At 71.1% G+C, this 15237-nt stretch carries 18 protein-coding genes; 7 read left to right on the forward strand and 11 right to left on the reverse strand.

Annotated features, from left to right (window positions below; all coding sequences use genetic code 11):
- Window positions 1-238: 238 nt before the first annotated feature.
- Both J2S42_RS26765 and J2S42_RS26770 read left to right on the forward strand, forming a co-directional pair.
- Window positions 239-985 (forward strand): phosphoadenylyl-sulfate reductase, encoded by a 747-nt coding sequence (locus J2S42_RS26765; RefSeq protein WP_370879435.1) that lies wholly within the window; start codon window positions 239-241, stop codon window positions 983-985.
- On the forward strand, window positions 967-1830 hold the full coding sequence (locus tag J2S42_RS26770) for a sirohydrochlorin chelatase (protein ID WP_307243377.1): 864 nt from the start codon (window positions 967-969) through the stop codon (window positions 1828-1830). The genes J2S42_RS26765 and J2S42_RS26770 overlap by 19 nt, the downstream gene beginning before the upstream one ends.
- A 221-nt stretch (window positions 1831-2051) precedes the next feature.
- Here the strand turns inward: J2S42_RS26770 and J2S42_RS26775 are convergent, their stop codons facing one another.
- The 4 genes from J2S42_RS26775 to J2S42_RS26790 form a co-directional block, all read right to left on the reverse strand.
- Window positions 2052-2306, reverse strand: a complete 255-nt coding sequence (locus J2S42_RS26775; protein WP_033345527.1) for a WhiB family transcriptional regulator — start codon at window positions 2304-2306, stop codon at window positions 2052-2054.
- Window positions 2307-3279: 973 nt separating this feature from the next.
- Window positions 3280-4233, reverse strand: coding sequence for a zinc-binding dehydrogenase (locus tag J2S42_RS26780; protein ID WP_370879264.1), 954 nt, complete (start codon window positions 4231-4233; stop codon window positions 3280-3282).
- Window positions 4234-4330: 97 nt separating this feature from the next.
- The gene (locus J2S42_RS26785) at window positions 4331-5470 is read right to left on the reverse strand and encodes an NAD(P)-dependent malic enzyme (RefSeq protein WP_307243382.1); all 1140 of its coding nucleotides are present in this window, start codon (window positions 5468-5470) and stop codon (window positions 4331-4333) included.
- Between the two features lie 193 nt (window positions 5471-5663).
- Complete coding sequence (locus tag J2S42_RS26790; RefSeq protein ID WP_370879265.1) at window positions 5664-5960, reverse strand: S26 family signal peptidase; 297 nt, start codon at window positions 5958-5960, stop codon at window positions 5664-5666.
- Window positions 5961-6047: 87 nt separating this feature from the next.
- On the opposite strand from J2S42_RS26790, the gene sodN reads away from it, so the two are divergent.
- The 3 genes from sodN (at window position 6048) to J2S42_RS26805 (ending at window position 8210) form a co-directional block, all read left to right on the forward strand.
- Complete coding sequence (gene sodN / locus J2S42_RS26795) at window positions 6048-6452, forward strand: superoxide dismutase, Ni (protein WP_306834967.1); 405 nt, start codon at window positions 6048-6050, stop codon at window positions 6450-6452.
- 158 nt (window positions 6453-6610) lie between these two features.
- A complete protein-coding gene (locus tag J2S42_RS26800; RefSeq protein ID WP_370879436.1) occupies window positions 6611-7000 on the forward strand; it encodes an ATP-binding protein in 390 nt (129 codons plus the stop codon).
- Between the two features lie 289 nt (window positions 7001-7289).
- On the forward strand, window positions 7290-8210 hold the full coding sequence (locus J2S42_RS26805; RefSeq protein ID WP_307243388.1) for an alpha/beta hydrolase family protein: 921 nt from the start codon (window positions 7290-7292) through the stop codon (window positions 8208-8210).
- An 11-nt stretch (window positions 8211-8221) separates the two neighbouring features.
- Here J2S42_RS26805 and J2S42_RS26810 read toward each other — a convergent pair whose 3' ends face one another.
- The 3 genes from J2S42_RS26810 to J2S42_RS26820 are packed head-to-tail and all read right to left on the reverse strand — an operon-like array spanning window position 8222 to window position 9196.
- Window positions 8222-8536, reverse strand: a complete 315-nt coding sequence (locus J2S42_RS26810; RefSeq protein WP_307243389.1) for a DUF2283 domain-containing protein — start codon at window positions 8534-8536, stop codon at window positions 8222-8224.
- Between the two features lie 14 nt (window positions 8537-8550).
- Window positions 8551-8772 carry a DUF4258 domain-containing protein gene (locus J2S42_RS26815; protein ID WP_307243392.1) on the reverse strand — a complete coding sequence of 74 codons (222 nt, stop codon included), beginning with the start codon at window positions 8770-8772 and terminating at the stop codon, window positions 8551-8553.
- Window positions 8773-8776: 4 nt separating this feature from the next.
- Window positions 8777-9196 carry a DUF6941 family protein gene (locus J2S42_RS26820; protein WP_307243394.1) on the reverse strand — a complete coding sequence of 140 codons (420 nt, stop codon included), beginning with the start codon at window positions 9194-9196 and terminating at the stop codon, window positions 8777-8779.
- Window positions 9197-9387: 191 nt separating this feature from the next.
- Here J2S42_RS26820 and J2S42_RS26825 point away from each other — a divergent pair, with 191 nt between their 5' ends.
- Entirely contained in the window at window positions 9388-9819 is a 432-nt protein-coding gene (locus J2S42_RS26825; protein ID WP_307243395.1) for a hypothetical protein, read from the forward strand.
- A gap of 345 nt (window positions 9820-10164) precedes the next feature.
- Here the strand turns inward: J2S42_RS26825 and J2S42_RS26830 are convergent, their stop codons facing one another.
- A complete protein-coding gene (locus J2S42_RS26830) occupies window positions 10165-11085 on the reverse strand; it encodes an alpha/beta hydrolase family protein (protein ID WP_442320108.1) in 921 nt (306 codons plus the stop codon).
- A gap of 229 nt (window positions 11086-11314) precedes the next feature.
- Between J2S42_RS26830 and J2S42_RS26835 the strand changes: the two genes are divergently transcribed.
- Window positions 11315-11497, forward strand: a complete 183-nt coding sequence (locus tag J2S42_RS26835; RefSeq protein ID WP_307243398.1) for a hypothetical protein — start codon at window positions 11315-11317, stop codon at window positions 11495-11497.
- 9 nt (window positions 11498-11506) lie between these two features.
- Here J2S42_RS26835 and J2S42_RS26840 read toward each other — a convergent pair whose 3' ends face one another.
- The 3 genes from J2S42_RS26840 to J2S42_RS26850 all read right to left on the reverse strand — a co-directional run bounded on the left by J2S42_RS26840 (window position 11507) and on the right by J2S42_RS26850 (window position 15043).
- Window positions 11507-12604, reverse strand: a complete 1098-nt coding sequence (locus J2S42_RS26840; protein WP_307243400.1) for an acetate kinase — start codon at window positions 12602-12604, stop codon at window positions 11507-11509.
- Complete coding sequence (pta, locus tag J2S42_RS26845; protein WP_307243402.1) at window positions 12601-14679, reverse strand: phosphate acetyltransferase; 2079 nt, start codon at window positions 14677-14679, stop codon at window positions 12601-12603. The genes J2S42_RS26840 and pta overlap by 4 nt, the downstream gene beginning before the upstream one ends.
- A gap of 184 nt (window positions 14680-14863) precedes the next feature.
- Window positions 14864-15043, reverse strand: coding sequence for a DUF6104 family protein (locus J2S42_RS26850; RefSeq protein WP_307249052.1), 180 nt, complete (start codon window positions 15041-15043; stop codon window positions 14864-14866).
- Between the last annotated feature and the right edge of the window lie 194 nt (window positions 15044-15237).

Raw genomic sequence — 15237 nt, forward strand, 5'->3', positions numbered from 1 at the left:
GAAGGGAGTCCGGCATGAGCGAACGTGCCGCACCCCTGTACTGCCCGTACTGCGGCGACGAGGACCTTCGCCCGCACGCGGAGTCGCACGGCGCCTGGGAGTGCCGTTCCTGCGTGCGCGTATTTTCCATCAAGTTCATCGGAATACTCCGAGAGGCGGTGGAGACCCGATGAGCCCGATATCCGCGGCCGGTCTCAACCTGATCAAGACCGATGTGGCACCCACGCTGTCCGCGACCATGTCCGCGCTGGTGCAGCCGCTCCCGGAGGCGGCGCCCGTGGAGGAGGAGCGGCGCCGCACGCCGGAGGAGCTCAAGGCGCTCGCGGCCGAGGGCAACAAGCTGCTGGACGGCGCGCCCGCGGAAGAGATCGCGCGCTGGGCCGCCGAGACGTTCGGCGACCGGTTCTGCGTGACCAGTTCGATGGCGGATGCGGTCCTCGCGCACCTGGTGTCCCGCGTGAAACCCGGGGTCGACGTCGTCTTCCTCGACACCGGCCTGCACTTCCCCGAGACGCTCAAGGTGCGCGACATCGTGGCCGCGACGCTGCCGGTGAACGTGCGCTCGATCCGCCCTCGGCTCACGGTCGGCCAGCAGGACGGCGAGTACGGCCCGCGGCTGTTCAACCGTGCGCCGGACGAGTGCTGCTTCCTGCGCAAGGTGGAGCCGCTCAACCGCGCGCTCGCCGGCTACGACGCGTGGGCGGCCGGCCTGCGCCGCGACGAGTCGCCGACCCGGGCGAACACGCCGGTCGTCGGCTTCGACCCGAAGAAGGGCAAGGTGAAGGTCAACCCGATCGCCGCCTGGTCCCAGGCCGACGTGGACCGGTACATCGCCCGCTGGAACGTGCCGGTCAACGAGCTGTTCCGGAAGGGCTACACGTCGATCGGCTGCTGGCCGTGCACCCGGCGCACCAAGGCGGGCGAGGACCCGCGCGCCGGCCGCTGGGCGATGTTCGAGAAGACCGAATGCGGACTTCACCTCTGACCGGCGGCGCCGCGCTGGTCCTGGTCGCCCACGGCAGCCGGGACCCGCGCGCCGCCAACGCCACCCGCGCGCTCGTCCGCGCGGTCGCGGCGCTGCGCCCCGGCGCGGACGTGCGCGCGTCCTATCTGGACCATGCGGGCCCGCGCCCGGGCGAGGTGCTGACCGCGCTGGAGGCCGCCGGGTGCGAGCGGGCGGTCCTGGTGCCGCTGCTGCTCACCGCGGCCTACCACGGCCGGGTGGACATCCCCGAGGTGCTGCGCACCGCGCGCGCCGAGGGCCTGCGGATGCCGGTCGCGATCAGCGAGGTGATCGGCCCGTTCGACGGCGTGGTCCCGGATCTCCTGCTGGCCGGCCTGGTGCGCCGCCTCAGCGAGGTCACCGACGTCCGGCCCGTCCCCTCCGCCGCGGCGGAGACCGGGGTGCCGGCGGCCGGGGAGCGTGGGCCGGCGGAGGCCGGCATCGGTGTACCGGATCCCGGCTTCGACGCGGTCGTGCTGGCCGCCGCGGGCACGAACGACGCGACCGCGCGCGGCACCGTGGCGCAGGCCGCGGTCGCACTGGGCGATCAGCTGGGCGTGCCGTGCACGGTCGCCTACGCGTCCGCCTCCGCGCCGACCGGGGCGGAGGCCGTGACCGCGCTGCGCGCCGCGGGTGCCCGCCGGATCGCGATCGCCGGCTACTTCCTGGCGCCTGGCCTGCTCTACGACACCGTGGTGGAGTCGGCACGGTCGGCCGGGGGAGTGGTGGCGGTCGCCCCGCCGCTGACGGACGCCCGGGACATCGCCCGGCTGGTGCTCTCCCGCGCCGATGCGGTCATTGTGTCCAGCACGGCCCTGGCGGCGTGACGGGCCGCGGCGCTCGTGACCGAGTGACGTGACCACCGGCGGGTAGTCGCCTCGTGCGGGTCGTGTGCGCCGCATCCGTACCATATGGTGATTTTTGGGGTTTTAGCGTTTCGCGCGACCCGATGCGGGGCACTCCGGCCGCGATGAACCGCGCCACCGCCCTCGCACAGCAGAACGCCCCGGGAGGGGTGCTCCCGGGGCGTGCAGCGTGTGTGGGTGGTTCAGGCGGAGTGAGCGCGGACCCGCAGGCCGCCGCGGCGCTTGACGGCACGCCGCTCCTCTTCACTCATTCCGCCCCAGACGCCCGCGTCCTGACCCGACTCGAGCGCCCAGGCAAGGCACTCCTCGGTCACGGGGCAGCGCCGGCAGACCGACTTGGCCTGCTCGACCTGCAGGAGCGCCGGGCCGGACGTCCCGATCGGGAAGAACAGCTCAGGGTCCTCGTCGCGGCAGACAGAATCGTGGCGCCAGTCCATGGCGGCAACACTCCTTGTTCTTCGGATCGGCTTCAGTGAATGCGTAATACCTATTACTTATGCGCGCGCGGCGTTGATCGCGACGGTGTGCAGCCATCGGTCAACAGTGCGTGAGCAGGCGTTTGGGGAGCCCTCGGGTGTGGCGGAGTGGTCGCACTGCGTGCGCCTACCGGCAACATCCGCGTAACTCTTTTCGCTTGTGAATGCTTTCACGAACTCCGGCAAAGTCAAGAGGCGCGCTCCGAAAAAGTTGGGAGCGGTGAGCTAGCTCACGACCTCTTTGTCCGAATTTCGGTCTTCCTCCGACACCCGGCACGCGACAGTCAAAAGTCAATGTAGTACGGTCCCCGCCGCATTGCCGTCATTTCCGGCCCGGTTTCTTGTGCTGGCTGCCACGACCGCGATCTGTTGGATCTAGGTCTCTCAACCTGATATTGGGCGGGTACCCGCTTCCTAGCAGATTACACGCGTCGCGTCCGGGACTTCGCGAAACTGTACTTTCCGTTGCATGCCAAGATACTCACCGTCAAGCTGGTACGGTCGCGGCCGCTCGCCGCCAAGCCGTGTTCGGGCAGGTCATGCAAGCTAAACGCGGGATGGGCCCCGCCGGTCGCGTGCTCCCGGAAAATCTGCCACCAAAGTGCATGCGTGGCCGGAAGCGCGTAACCGGACGATCACCAGTCCCGCGCTATCGCCGAGATCAAATGGCGCATGTGGACTCACGGAAACCGGACGATCACCGTAATGGGCTTGCGCGCACACGATCGACGCGATCCACGCGGCGATGCATCCGGTGGTCGTTCCCTCTCGGACGCGTCCCTAACCGCCGAAGAAGGCGCCGATCATCGGTACGCCGGAGTAGTCGCCCGACTACGCACTCGGCGTCCTTCTCGACCGGTTGCCCACCGGAGAGTCGCGTGACTCTCCGGTTAACTGCCGATTACGCCGCGCGGTTGCGCTCGATCACCGTGCGTCAGCGCGTGTGGTCCAGGACGATCTTGCCGAACGCGACGCCGGACGCCAGCCGCGCGAACGCGGCAGCCGCCTCGCCGAAGCCGAACACCGAGTCGACCACCGGCCGGACGCCGGACTCCACGCAGAGGTCCAGCAGCGCGGCCAGCTCGTCCGGCGTGCCCATCGACGTGCCGAGGATCTCCAGGCTCATCGCGAACACCCGGCGCAGGTTGACCCGGGGCAGATGGCCCGCGGTCGCGCCGGAGACCACGATCCGCGCGCCGAAGCCCGCGCACTTGAGCGAGTGGTCGAACGTGGCCTCGCCGACCGTCTCGATGACCACACCGACCCGCTCGGGCAGCCGGGCGCCGGGCTCCACCGCGGTCGCGCCGAGCGCGGCGATCCGCTCGCGCTTGCCCGGGTCCCGGCTGGTCGCGTAGACCCGCTTGCCCATGGCCGCCGCGAGCACCACGGCCGCGGTCGCCACGCCGCCGCCGGCGCCCTGCACCAGCACCGCGTCCGCCTCCGCGACCCGGCCGCGCGAGGTGAGCATCCGGTACGCGGTCAGCCACGCGGTCGGCAGGCAGGCCACATCCTCGAACGTGAGCGCGGCCGGCTTCGGGATCAGGTTGGCCGCCGGGACCGCCACCCGGTCCGCCAGCGTGCCCTGGTGGTGCTCGGAGAGGATGGAGAGGCCGCGCGGGTCGGCCGGCGTCGGGACGACCGGGTAGACGACCACCTCGCGGCCGTCCGGCGCGATCCCGGCCGCGTCGCAGCCGAGGATCATCGGCAGCTGCTTCTCGGCGAGACCGACGCCGCGCAGCGACCAGAGATCGTGGTGATTGAGCGAGCTGGCCCGCACCTCCACGGTCACCCAGTCGTCGCCGGCGGGCGCGGGCTCGGGGCGCTCGCCGACCGTCAGCGCGGAGAGTGGGTCGGTCTCGTCGATCCTGGACGCGAAGGCAGCACGCATGAAACGCACGTTAGCGCCTTTGCCGACGCGCGGCCGGGCCTCGTGGCCAGGGCGCCGTGCGGCGGTGCGGGCCGGCGGCGCCGCACCGCCACCGGGCTCAGGCTGCCGCCGCCACGGCCGCCGCGACCGCCGGGGCGACCCGCGGGTCCAGTGCGGACGGCACGATCGCGTCCGCGGTGAGCGACGACGCCACCACGCCCGCGATCGCGTCCGCGGCCGCCACCTTCATCGCGTCCGTGATCGTGCGCGCCCGCGCCGCCAGTGCGCCACGGAACACGCCCGGGAACGCCAGCACGTTGTTGATCTGATTCGGATAGTCGGACCGCCCGGTCGCCACCACGGCCGCGTACCGCGCCGCGACGTCCGGGTGCACCTCTGGCGTCGGGTTGGCGAGCGCGAACACGATGCCGCCCGGCGTCATCCGGGCCACCGCCGACTCGTCGATCGTGCCGCCGGACACACCGATCAGCACGTCCGCACCGGCCAGCGCGTTCTCGATCCCGCCGGTCAGCCGGACCCGGTTGGTCAGCGCGGCCAGCTCGTCCTTGGCACCGCCCAGCCCGGACCGGCCCCGGTGCAGGATGCCCTTGGAGTCGCAGACCACCACGCGCTCTGCGCACACGCCGCCGGCGATCAGCATCTTGGTGACCGCGACCCCGGCCGCACCCGCGCCGCTGATCACCACGCGCAGGTCGCCGAGGTGGCGGCCGAGCAGCGTGGCCGCGTTGCGCAGCGCCGCGAGCGTGACGATCGCGGTGCCGTGCTGGTCGTCGTGGAAGACCGGGATCGGCAGCGCCTCGTCCAGCCGGCGCTCGATCTCGAAGCAACGCGGCGCACTGATGTCCTCCAGGTTGATGCCGCCGAACGACGGCGCCAGCGCGGTCACCACCCGGACGATCTCGTCGACGTCCTGGGTGTCCAGACAGATCGGCACCGCGTCCACACCGCCGAACTGTTTGAACAGGACAGCCTTGCCCTCCATCACCGGCATGGCGGCGCGCGGCCCGATGTTGCCGAGCCCGAGCACGGCGGAACCGTCGGTGACCACCGCGACCGCGTTGCCGGTCCAGGTGTACTCGACGGCCAGCTCGGGCCGCTCCGCGATGGCCTCGCACACGCGGGCCACGCCGGGGGTGTACGCGAGCGACAGGTCCTCGCGGCTGGTGAGCGGCACCGTCGACGCGACGGCCATCTTGCCGCCACGGTGCAACGCGAAGACAGGATCAGCGGATGTCATTGGGGACTCCACTCCGTGACTGAGAACGCCCGGCGCGCGCAAGCAGCCGAGCAGGAAAAAGACATGCTCAGCCGGAAGCAGGCCGTGGTCAGCGCTGACCGGCGGAGTGCACGGGGGTCACCCGGTGTAGCGGCCGAGCATAGTGCCCGGCGTGCACCCCACGGGTGAGTGGGGTCGAACTCGACAGTAACGGTCAGCGCCGGAAAAACGAGGGCTTCGGCCAGTATCGAAATGTCACACGACCGCGCACATCGGCCACACCGAACGCCCGGGAGTCGTCCGTGATCAGGGCATTGTCGCCCTCCAGCCACCAGCCTCCGTCCTGCTCCCGCACGGCCCGCTTGACGACCAGCAGCCCGGGCCGGGACCGGAACTCGCCCACCACCACGTCGCCGGGCCGGATGCGGGCACGCTCCCACACCAGCACCGCGTCGCCGTGACGCAGCGTCGGCACCATCGACGGCCCGTGCACCAGAACCGGCAGAATCACGCGTTTCACCTCTCTCGGTCGGGGCACGAATGCCAGGAGTAGTGTTCCCGCTGAGGATCATCGCAACTGCTCACCGGAGGATTCCTGATGCGACTCCCGCGCATGTTTACTCCTCGCACCGTTGCCAGCGCCCACTGCGATCTGCCGTGTGGCATCTACGACCCGGCTCAGGCCCGTATCGAGGCCGAGTCGGTCAAGGCGATCTGCGAGAAGTACCAGGCCAACCAGGACCCGGAGTTCCGCACCCGGGCCCTGATCATCAAGGAGCAGCGCTCCGAGCTGGTCAAGCACCACCTGTGGGTGCTGTGGACCGACTACTTCAAGCCGCCGCACTTCGAGAAGTACCCGCAGCTGCACAGCCTCTTCAACGAGGCCACCAAGCTCGCGGGTGCCGCCGGTGCCAAGGGCTCGGCCGACCCGGCCAAGGCCGAGGAGCTGCTCGGCAAGATCGAGGAGATCTCGAAGATCTTCTGGGAGACCAAGCAGGCCTGAACCGGCTCGCGTTGCCGGCCGGTGCACCCGTTCCGCGGTGCGCCGGCCGGTTTGCCGCATCGACCCGCTGGAAATACCACACCGACACGTTGCACCTCACGGGCGGCGGAAGCGGTAGAGTCGCCGATCGGGGGGATGGCCCGGTGACTGATCTGACGATGGAGCCCACGACGGACGACGACGTCGTGCTGCTCACGGTGCCCGCCGACGGCGGCTACCTCAGCGTGCTCCGCACCGCGACGGCCGGCCTCGCGGCCCGCCTGCACTTCGCACTCGACGAGATCGAGGACCTGCGCATCGCCGTCGACGAGGCCTGCGCCATGCTCCTCGCCATCGCGCCACGCGGCGCCGACCTCGAGTGCCGCTTCTCGGTCACCGACGACGCGCTCACGGTCCAGGTCAGCGTCCCCACGGTCCGCGGTGCCAAGCTGCCGTCCGAGTCCAGCTTCGCCTGGAAGGTCCTGACCGCGCTGACCACCGCCGCCTCCGCCGGCGCCGCCAACGGCAAGGCCACCATCACGCTGCTCACCCGCCGCACCGGCTTCTGATCCTCACCGGTTTCTGACCCCGGCTGGCTTCTGACCCCGGCCGGCCAAAAGGGCAACGGCTTCATTTTCCCGCTTCCGGCGTGGTGCGGCCCGCATGCTCGGAGCGGGCCAACCGCGCGGAGGCCTCCGACTCCGCTGGCTTCGCTCCGGCCGCCGCGGTGGAGCCGGTCCCCGAGTGGTCACCGAGACCCCGCGAGAACCGTGGCCGGTCGCCGTCCGGCGTCGCGGCCGGACTCCCCGGGTGGCGGTGCGGTAGCCGATCGCGGGGTCGCGCGGGCACAATCGGGCGGTGCGCCGCCGTCGTGATGTGCTTGCTCTCGTCGTACCGTTGCTGCTGTTGCTCGCGGGTTGTGGGGTCGACCTGGGCGGCGGGAGCCCGGCGCGGCCGGCCGTGGCCGAGCCGACGCCGGAGGATGCCGGGCCACCGCCGCCCGGTGTCGCGCCCGCGGAGTCGTTCGAGGTCGGGCAGCGCACGCTCGATCTGGCGCGCGGCGAGCGGGAACTCCCGACCACGGTGTGGTATCCCGAGTCGGAGACCGGCGAGTTCCCGGTCGTAATCTTCAGCCATGGGCTCGGCGGCAAGCCGGCCGACTACCGCCAGCTGCTGTCGAGCTGGGCGGCGGCCGGGTTCGTGGTCGCCGCGCCGGCCTACCCGAACACGACCGCCGGCAGTCAGCAGAACGCGCTGGACGTGCTCAACCAGCCGGCCGACGCCGCGCACGTGCTGACCGCGGTGCTGGCGCTGAACGACGAGGCCGGCGACCGGTTCGCCGGCCGGCTGCTCACCGACCGCGTGGCCGCGGCCGGGCACTCCGCCGGTGGGATCACCACGATCGGCCAATTCACCCGCGGGCGGGACACCCGCCTGGACGCCGGCATCGTGCTGGCCGGGAGCACGCTCGGCGTCGGCACCGGCTTCTCCGGCAAGGAGACGCCGATGCTGATCGTGCACGGCGAGCTGGACCAGGTCGTGCCGTACTCGTCGGGCAAATCAGCCTACGACGCGGTGCCGTGGCCGAAGGCGATGCTCACGCTGCCGGAAGGGGACCACGTCGGCGTGCTCTCCCGCGGCGACGCCTTCGAGCTGCTGGCCGCCACCACGACCGAGTTCCTCCGCTGGTCGCTCTACGGCGACGAGGACGCCCGTGAGCGCATCGCCGACGCGGCCACGTCCGGCGGCGACATCGCCGAGTTCGACGATCAGCTCTAGCGAGGCATGTTCTAGCAGGGCACGCGGGCGAGCGGGGTCAGGTCGAGGGACCGGAACGCGTCGCTGATGGAGCACGCACGACGGAAGCTGTCCCCGATCGAGGCGAGCGTGTCGAGGGTGCCCGCGTCCAGAGCGAAACGCTCGCCGATCGCCGCGACCGGCCACTCCCGATGGGGGCGGAGGACCTCGATGCCGAGCGGACGGCCCGCGGCGTCCACGTCGACGAGCGTGCCCGGGCCGAAGTCCACGGTGCGCACCGACGCGCCGGCCGCCAGGGTCACGTAGACCGCGTCGGCCTCCGTGTCGTGCATGGTGCTGATCGCCATCCTGCCCGCCTCCCTCATCGGTTCTCCCATGCGGCCGTGATCACGAATTCCTCCTCGCCCGCCCGTACGCACACCTTCAGCTTCCCCTCCATGGCCGCGTGGCCCCAGATCCAGATCGTGCCGGGCTCCCCGGCCGCCCGCCGGGTCGGGTTCCGGAGCGCCTTCTCGACATCCTCGATCAGGATGTTCCGTTTCCACATCTGCCACAGCGCGTGCCCGGTGAACTTGAGTGGCACAGCCTCACGCCCTTTCCGGCGGCTGATCGACGACCACGAACGGAACGGTTTTGAGCAGGACGCCGCCGACGAGGAACCGCAATCGGTGCCGTCCGAAGTCCTGCAGCGGTAGCGCGATGTTGGCGGCCAGGATTGCCCGCAGCAGATCGGGATGCGCGTCCGCACCGACGTCACGGGCCGAGGACACCCCGCGGAAGCTGACGATCGTGCGGTCGTCCGGCCCCTGGAAGTCCAGCTCCGCGCGGGGCAGGCCGTCCACCGGCACCGCCGCGTCGGCGAAGGTGACCCGGGCCGCGATCCCGATCGGCACGACGCCGGGCAGCTGCTCGACATAGATCCGATCGATGCCGGCGGCGACCAGGTGCACGATGGCTCCTTCGGCGCGCACGTGGTCGCAGAGCATCAGGAAGTCAAGTTCCGGCACGGTAGGCCCTTTCCGTCGTCCGGCCGGCCACAGCACCGGCTATTCGCCGACAACATAGTCGATTATGTGTGATCGCGGAACGGCGGTACCGAAAGTGATGCCCGGCCGTGGACTCACGCGGCGACCGGGCCCACCATAATCGATCAAGTGTGCACGCGGGGGCGGGCCGGTGGGGCCGGTATCGTAAGGGGGTGAGCACTGAGTCCGCTTCCCCCGCGGCCCTGCCGGTCGTTTCGCCGCTGACCCTGAAGGCCGCGGTGTTGCTGCTGAAGGCGCAAGCGGTGGTGGTCGGCGCGATCGCGATCTTCCTGGTCTTCAAGGACCTGACGTCGACGCCGACGGATCTCGGGGTGGCGCTGAGCCTGACGGTGTTCACGGTGCTGGCGTCCGCGGTCATCTATGCGATCGCCCGGGCGCTGGGCAACCACCGGGGCGGCGCGCGGGCACCGGGGATCGTGGTGCAACTGATGCTGCTCGCCATCGGCTACTACATGATCGAGGGCGGCCTGGCGTGGCTGGGGATCGCGCTGATCGTGCTGGGAGTCGCGGTGATCGGCCTGATCCTGGCGCCGCCGTCCACGCGAGCCCTGGGTTACGGCCCACAGGAGAACGACGCGGCCTGAGCCCCAGCCGCGGCATCTGAAGCCGCCGCAACCACGGAAAATGGCACCGCGTCGCAGGAACCCCGCGGTATCCCGGACGCCGGCGCCGGCGGGCGCGGCGCGGCGTCCCGGGCGCGGTACTCGCGGATGTGGCCCCGGGGAAAGGCGCGGTATCCCGGATACGGCGCAGGTGGGCGCGGCAGGGATGGCGACCGGGCACGGATCTCGGGGGGTTTCGGTGGCCGCCCGGGGACCGGCTCCGACGCGGCGGCCGGAGCCGAGCGCCGGCGGAGTCGGAGGGCTCCGCGCGGTTGGCCCGCTCCGGACATGCGGGGCGGGCCGCGCCGGAAGCGGGAAGACCGGTTTTCAGATCTTGCCGGTGATGGTGGAGACGCCGGCCAGCGTGGCGTCGATCGGGAGGCGGGCGCGGGCGTTGCGGTCGCCGTAGAGCGTCCAGCGGAGGAAGTCGGTCATCGTGTTGTTCGCCTCGGAGAAGCCGCGGTTGCCGGGCGTCAGGTATTCGCCGTGGCCCTGGCCGGCGAGCGTGACGAACGCCTTCGGCCAGGGCACGCGGTCGTAGGCGGCGCGCGCCACGTAGGGGGCGACCACCGGGTCGGCGCCGCCGTGCACGAACAGCAATGAGGCCTCCGGGCCGGCGAACGTGCCGGGGAGGCCGCCGCCCGCGATCACGATGCCGGCCCGCAGGCGCGGGTCGTGGCCCTCGATGAACAGACCCGCGGTGGTGAAGCCGCCGGCGGAGTGGCCCGCGGCCGCGACGTGCGCGACGTCGAGGCGGCCCTTGAACATGTCGCCGCCCAGCGAGTTGCGCGCCACCAGGTCCTGGATCACCAGCTCCGCGTCGCCGGGCTGGTTGCGGACGTCCCAGCGCTGGAAGTGCGCGGTGCGGGCGTGAGTGAACGGGTAGGCCGGGGCCGCGACCACGAAGCCGGCGGCGGCCCAGCGGGTGAGCAGCGCGGTGAAGTGCTGCGGCGAGCCCTTGAGGCCGTGGCTGAACAGGACGATCGGGAAACGGCCGGCGGCCGGGCGGGCGTCCTTGCGGATGCGCTGCTCACCCGGGCGGCCGTCGGCCGGGTACCAGACCGTGGTGGGCAGCGGGCGGTCCGGGCCGCGAGTCAGGTCGAGCGTGCGGACGCCCACCGGGTACGGTGTGACGGGTGCCACGCCCGCGGCCCGGCCAAGCACTTCCGGCGCGGCGGCCTGCGCGGCCTGGCACGCGGCGAGCGCGATCAGCAGGGCGGCGGCGAGCAGTACACGCGCGCCCCGCATCGTCATGTCAGGAACGGTAGGTGCGCGGCCGGTCATCGACCCTGGCCGAACGGTTGGTTCTGACAAGGCCGCGTAGATACATTACCTTGAGTATCTAAATCACTACTTTGAGTGCCTAAATGTGACGTAACTCGATGGAAATGTGCCCCATGGAGTGCTTTTTCCGACCACGTGTCGGCTAGGCGTACGGCTGTGCGTGAATGTCGTAGCGCTTCGCTATCGTCGGGGCATGGCAGATGAGTACGAGGACCCGAGCGGCAGCACCATGGCGTTCCGGGCCTACATGAACCGTCAGGAGCAGGAGCAGCAGGCCGAGGCGGCTCCCGCCACGTCCAGCAACCTTCCGCTGATCATCGGCGGGGTGGTGGCGGCGGTCGCCGTCGTGGCGGTCGTGCTCTTCTTCGTTCTGTAGGTTCCCCGGTCAGCCGCCGAGAACGGCGCGGGCCTGCGTGGCGATCTCGAGTTCCTCGTCGGTCGGCACCACGCACACCACGACCCGTGACGCCTCGGTCGAGACGATCCGTTCGCCGCGCTCCGGCGCGGCGTTCCGGTCCGCGTCCACCTCGATGCCGAGCCCGGTCAGTCCGGCCAGCGCGGCCGCCCGCACCGTCGCCGAGTTCTCGCCGACGCCCGCGGTGAACGTGATCGCGTCCACCCGGCCCAGCACCGCGTAGTACGCGCCCACCATCTCCTTGATCCGTCGCGTGTAGACGTCGAACGCGAGCGTGGCCGCCTCGTCACCGCCCGCCCGGCGTGCCTCGACCTCCCGCATGTCGCTGACGCCGGCCAGGCCGCGCATGCCGCTCCGCTTGTTCAGCAGCTCGTCGATCTCGTCCAGCGACATGCCGCCGACCCGGTGCAGGTGGAAGATGATCGCGGGGTCCAGGCTGCCGCTGCGCGTGCCCATCACCAGACCTTCCAACGGGGAGAGTCCCATCGAGGTGGCGACGCTGCGGCCGCCCTCGACCGCGGCCGCGCTTGCGCCGTTGCCGAGATGCAGCGTGATCACGTTGGTGCTCTCCGGGGTCCGGCCGAGCAGCGCGGCGGTGCGGCGTGAGACGTACGCGTGCGATGTGCCGTGAAAGCCGTACCGGCGGATCCGGTGCTGCCGCGCGGTCTCCGCGTCGATCGCGTAGGTCGCGGCCGCCGGTGGCAGCGTGCTGTGGAACGCGGTGTCGAACACCGCAACCTGCGGTACGTCCGGCAGCAGCTTGCGCGCGGTCTCGATGCCGGTCAGGTTCGCCGGGTTGTGCAGCGGCGCCAGCGGGATCAGCCGCTCGATCGCGCGGACCACGTCGTCGTCGATCAGCGTGGGCGCGGTGAAGTCCGGGCCGCCGTGCACCACGCGGTGGCCGACCGCGTCGAGGTGCCCGAGTTCGTCGCTCCGGAACACGTCCTGCAGCGCCGTCCGGTGATCATCGATCTCCTCCACGAGCCCCTTGGCGACCGTGGTGCCGCCGTCGAAGAGTCGGTACTTCAGCGAGGAGGATCCGGTGTTGAGCACGAGTACGCGGGTCACTTCGACTCTCCGGCGGCCTGGATCGCGGTGATCGCGACCGTGTTGACGATGTCCTTGACGGTGGCGCCCCGGGAGAGGTCGTTCACCGGGCGGCGCAGCGCCTGCATGACCGGGCCGACCGCGACCGCGTTCGCCGAGCGCTGAACCGCCTTGTACGTGTTGTTGCCGGTGTTCAGGTCCGGGAAGACGAAGACCGTGGCCTTGCCCGCGACCGTGCTGTCCGGCAGCTTCGTGGCCGCCACGCCCGGGTCGATCGCGGCGTCGTACTGGATCGGCCCCTCCACCGGCAGGTCCGGTCGGCGCTCGCGGACGATCCGGGTGGCGGCCGCGACCTTCTCCACGTCCGCACCGGCCCCGGACGTGCCGGTCGAGTAGGACAGCATCGCCACCCGCGGCTCGATGCCGAACCGGGCCGCGGTCTCCGCGGAGGAGAGCGCGATGTCGGCCAGCTGTTCCGCGTTCGGGTCCGGGTTGACCGCGCAGTCGCCGTAGACCAGCACCCGGTCGGCCAGCAGCATGAAGAACACGCTGGACGCCACGGAGACGCCCGGAACGGTCTTGATGATCTCGAACGCCGGGCGGATCGTGGCCGCGGTGGTGTGCGTGGCGCCGGAGACCATGCCGTCCGCACGCCCGGTGTGCACCATCATCGTGCCGAAGTAGCTGACGTCCCGGACCACGTCGCGGGCCAGCTCCAGCGTCATCGCGCGGTGCTTGCGGATCTCCGCGTACGTCTCGGCGAACTCTTCGGCCCACTCGCTGGTCGCGGGGTTGTGCAGTTCGGCTCGGCCGATGTCGAGCCCGAGCTCACGGGCCTTGCGGGTGATCTCGTCCGGGTCGCCGAGCAGCGTCAGGTCGGCCACGCCACGGCGCAGCAGGATCTCGGTCGCGCGCAGGATCCGCTCCTCGGTGCCCTCCGGGAGCACCAGCCGCCGCCGGTCCGCGCGGGCGCGGTCGATCAGGTCGTACTCGAACATCATCGGCGTGACCCGGGCGCTGCGCGTGACGTCCAGCCGGCGGAGCAGTTCCTCGGTGTCCACCGTGGACTCGAACGCGCCGATCGCGGCCTGCACCTTGCGCGGGTTGCGGCCGTTCAGGCCCGCCTCGATCCGGCTGGCGGCCGCGATCGTGTGGAAGCTGTCGGTCTTCACGGACAGCACCGCCAGGCCGCTGTGCAGGCTCTCGATCAACCGCGCGACCCGGGCGTCCGGGCGCTCACCCAGCGTCAGCACCAGGCCGGCCACCGACACCTCCCCTGCCGCGTGCGCCGCGGCTGCGGCCACCAGCAGGTCGGCCCGATCCCCAGGAGTGATCATCAGACAGCCGTCGGTCAAATGATCAAGCAGCACCGGTACGTGAGCCGCGCCGACCACCAGGTCCAGCACGTCCCGGTCGAGCGCCTTCGCGTCACCGCTGAGCACCTCCGCGCCGAGCGCCTCGGCCAGCTCGGCCACGGTCGGCGCGGAGATCGTCGGCACCTCGGGAATGACGTACGTCGGGACGGTCTGGTCCTCGGGCGCGGCGGTGCCGGCCGGCACCCGGTTCGCGATCACCGCGAGCACGGTGGCGCCCAGGTCCTGCACGCTGTGGTACGCGCCGCGGGCCGCGGAGGCGACCTCGACGGCATCCGCGTCCCGGCCGTCGACGACCGGGATCACCACGCTGCCGAACTCGGTCGCCAGCCGCACGTTGAACGCGAACTCGCGGGGCAGCCCCGGACCCGGCTCGCCGCTGTCGTCGAAGTCACTGCCGATCACCACGACCGCGTCGAAGTGCCGCTCCAGCGCGCGGTAGCGGTCGACCACGCGCGAGATCAGCTCCTCGCGGTGGCCGGCCGCCACCATCGCCGAGGCCTCCGCGAACGTGGTGCCGAACAGCTCCTCGTACGGCCGGTCTATCCGGTACCGCTCACGCAGCAGCGCGAGCATCGGGTCGGCCTCGCCCCGGGTCGCCACCAGCGGCCGGAACACGCCGACCCGCGGCGTCTGCCGGGAGAGGAGCTCGGCCAGGCCGAGCGCGATCGTTGACTTTCCGCCGCCGGGTCCGAGCCCGGCAATGTAGACGCTTCGCCCCACGGGCTCAACCTACCCGTGGTGAGCCGGGGAACACCCAGGTCTTTGTACCTTGATCAACGTCACGGGGGACGTTGATCACCTGGGGTTCGGGTCAGCTCGCCGGCCGGTGTGCTCGTCGCCGGGTGTGCTCTTTGCCGGTGTGCTCGTCGTCCGGTTACTCGGCGTCCGGTTACTCGTCGTCCGGTTACTCGTCGTCCGGGTCGTCCAGGCGGGCGAGCCAGGTGGCGAGGCGCTCGATCGGGGTCTCGAACTCGGGGTTGAGGTCGACGAAATCGCGCATGCGCTCGGCGACCCACTCGATCGTGACCTGCTCCTCGCCACGGCGTTCGGTCAGCTCCTCGATGCCGCGATCGGTGAAGTACATGCTCTTCCTGCTCCTCATGCGGTGCTCCCCGCCGCCGGGGCGGGTGGCGGGGAGCGGTGTTCGTAACCGTGGCGGCTTTGATGGTGCTGGGCCTCGAGGTCTTGCGGGTGTGCGGTCTTACGGCCTTGCGGCTTTGCGGTTGTGGAGCTTTCGGACTGAGGCCCGCGGACTTGCGTTCTTTCAGGCCGTGCCGG

This window comes from Catenuloplanes indicus (genome assembly GCF_030813715.1).
GTDB classification, from domain to species: domain Bacteria; phylum Actinomycetota; class Actinomycetes; order Mycobacteriales; family Micromonosporaceae; genus Catenuloplanes; species Catenuloplanes indicus.

Coding starts and splice junctions, on each gene's coding strand:
- J2S42_RS26785 (WP_307243382.1), bottom strand. CDS start 5,470: ATGACATCCGCTGATCCTGTCTTCGCGTTGCACCGTGGCGGCAAGATG.
- J2S42_RS26780 (WP_370879264.1), bottom strand. CDS start 4,233: ATGCGTGCTGCCTTCGCGTCCAGGATCGACGAGACCGACCCACTCTCC.
- sodN (WP_306834967.1), top strand. CDS start 6,048: ATGCGACTCCCGCGCATGTTTACTCCTCGCACCGTTGCCAGCGCCCAC.
- J2S42_RS26765 (WP_370879435.1), top strand. CDS start 239: ATGTCCGCGCTGGTGCAGCCGCTCCCGGAGGCGGCGCCCGTGGAGGAG.
- J2S42_RS26850 (WP_307249052.1), bottom strand. CDS start 15,043: ATGTACTTCACCGATCGCGGCATCGAGGAGCTGACCGAACGCCGTGGC.
- J2S42_RS26810 (WP_307243389.1), bottom strand. CDS start 8,536: ATGGCGATCAGCACCATGCACGACACGGAGGCCGACGCGGTCTACGTG.
- J2S42_RS26835 (WP_307243398.1), top strand. CDS start 11,315: ATGGCAGATGAGTACGAGGACCCGAGCGGCAGCACCATGGCGTTCCGG.
- J2S42_RS26775 (WP_033345527.1), bottom strand. CDS start 2,306: ATGGACTGGCGCCACGATTCTGTCTGCCGCGACGAGGACCCTGAGCTG.
- J2S42_RS26830 (WP_442320108.1), bottom strand. CDS start 11,085: ATGCGGGGCGCGCGTGTACTGCTCGCCGCCGCCCTGCTGATCGCGCTC.
- J2S42_RS26770 (WP_307243377.1), top strand. CDS start 967: ATGCGGACTTCACCTCTGACCGGCGGCGCCGCGCTGGTCCTGGTCGCC.
- J2S42_RS26800 (WP_370879436.1), top strand. CDS start 6,611: ATGGAGCCCACGACGGACGACGACGTCGTGCTGCTCACGGTGCCCGCC.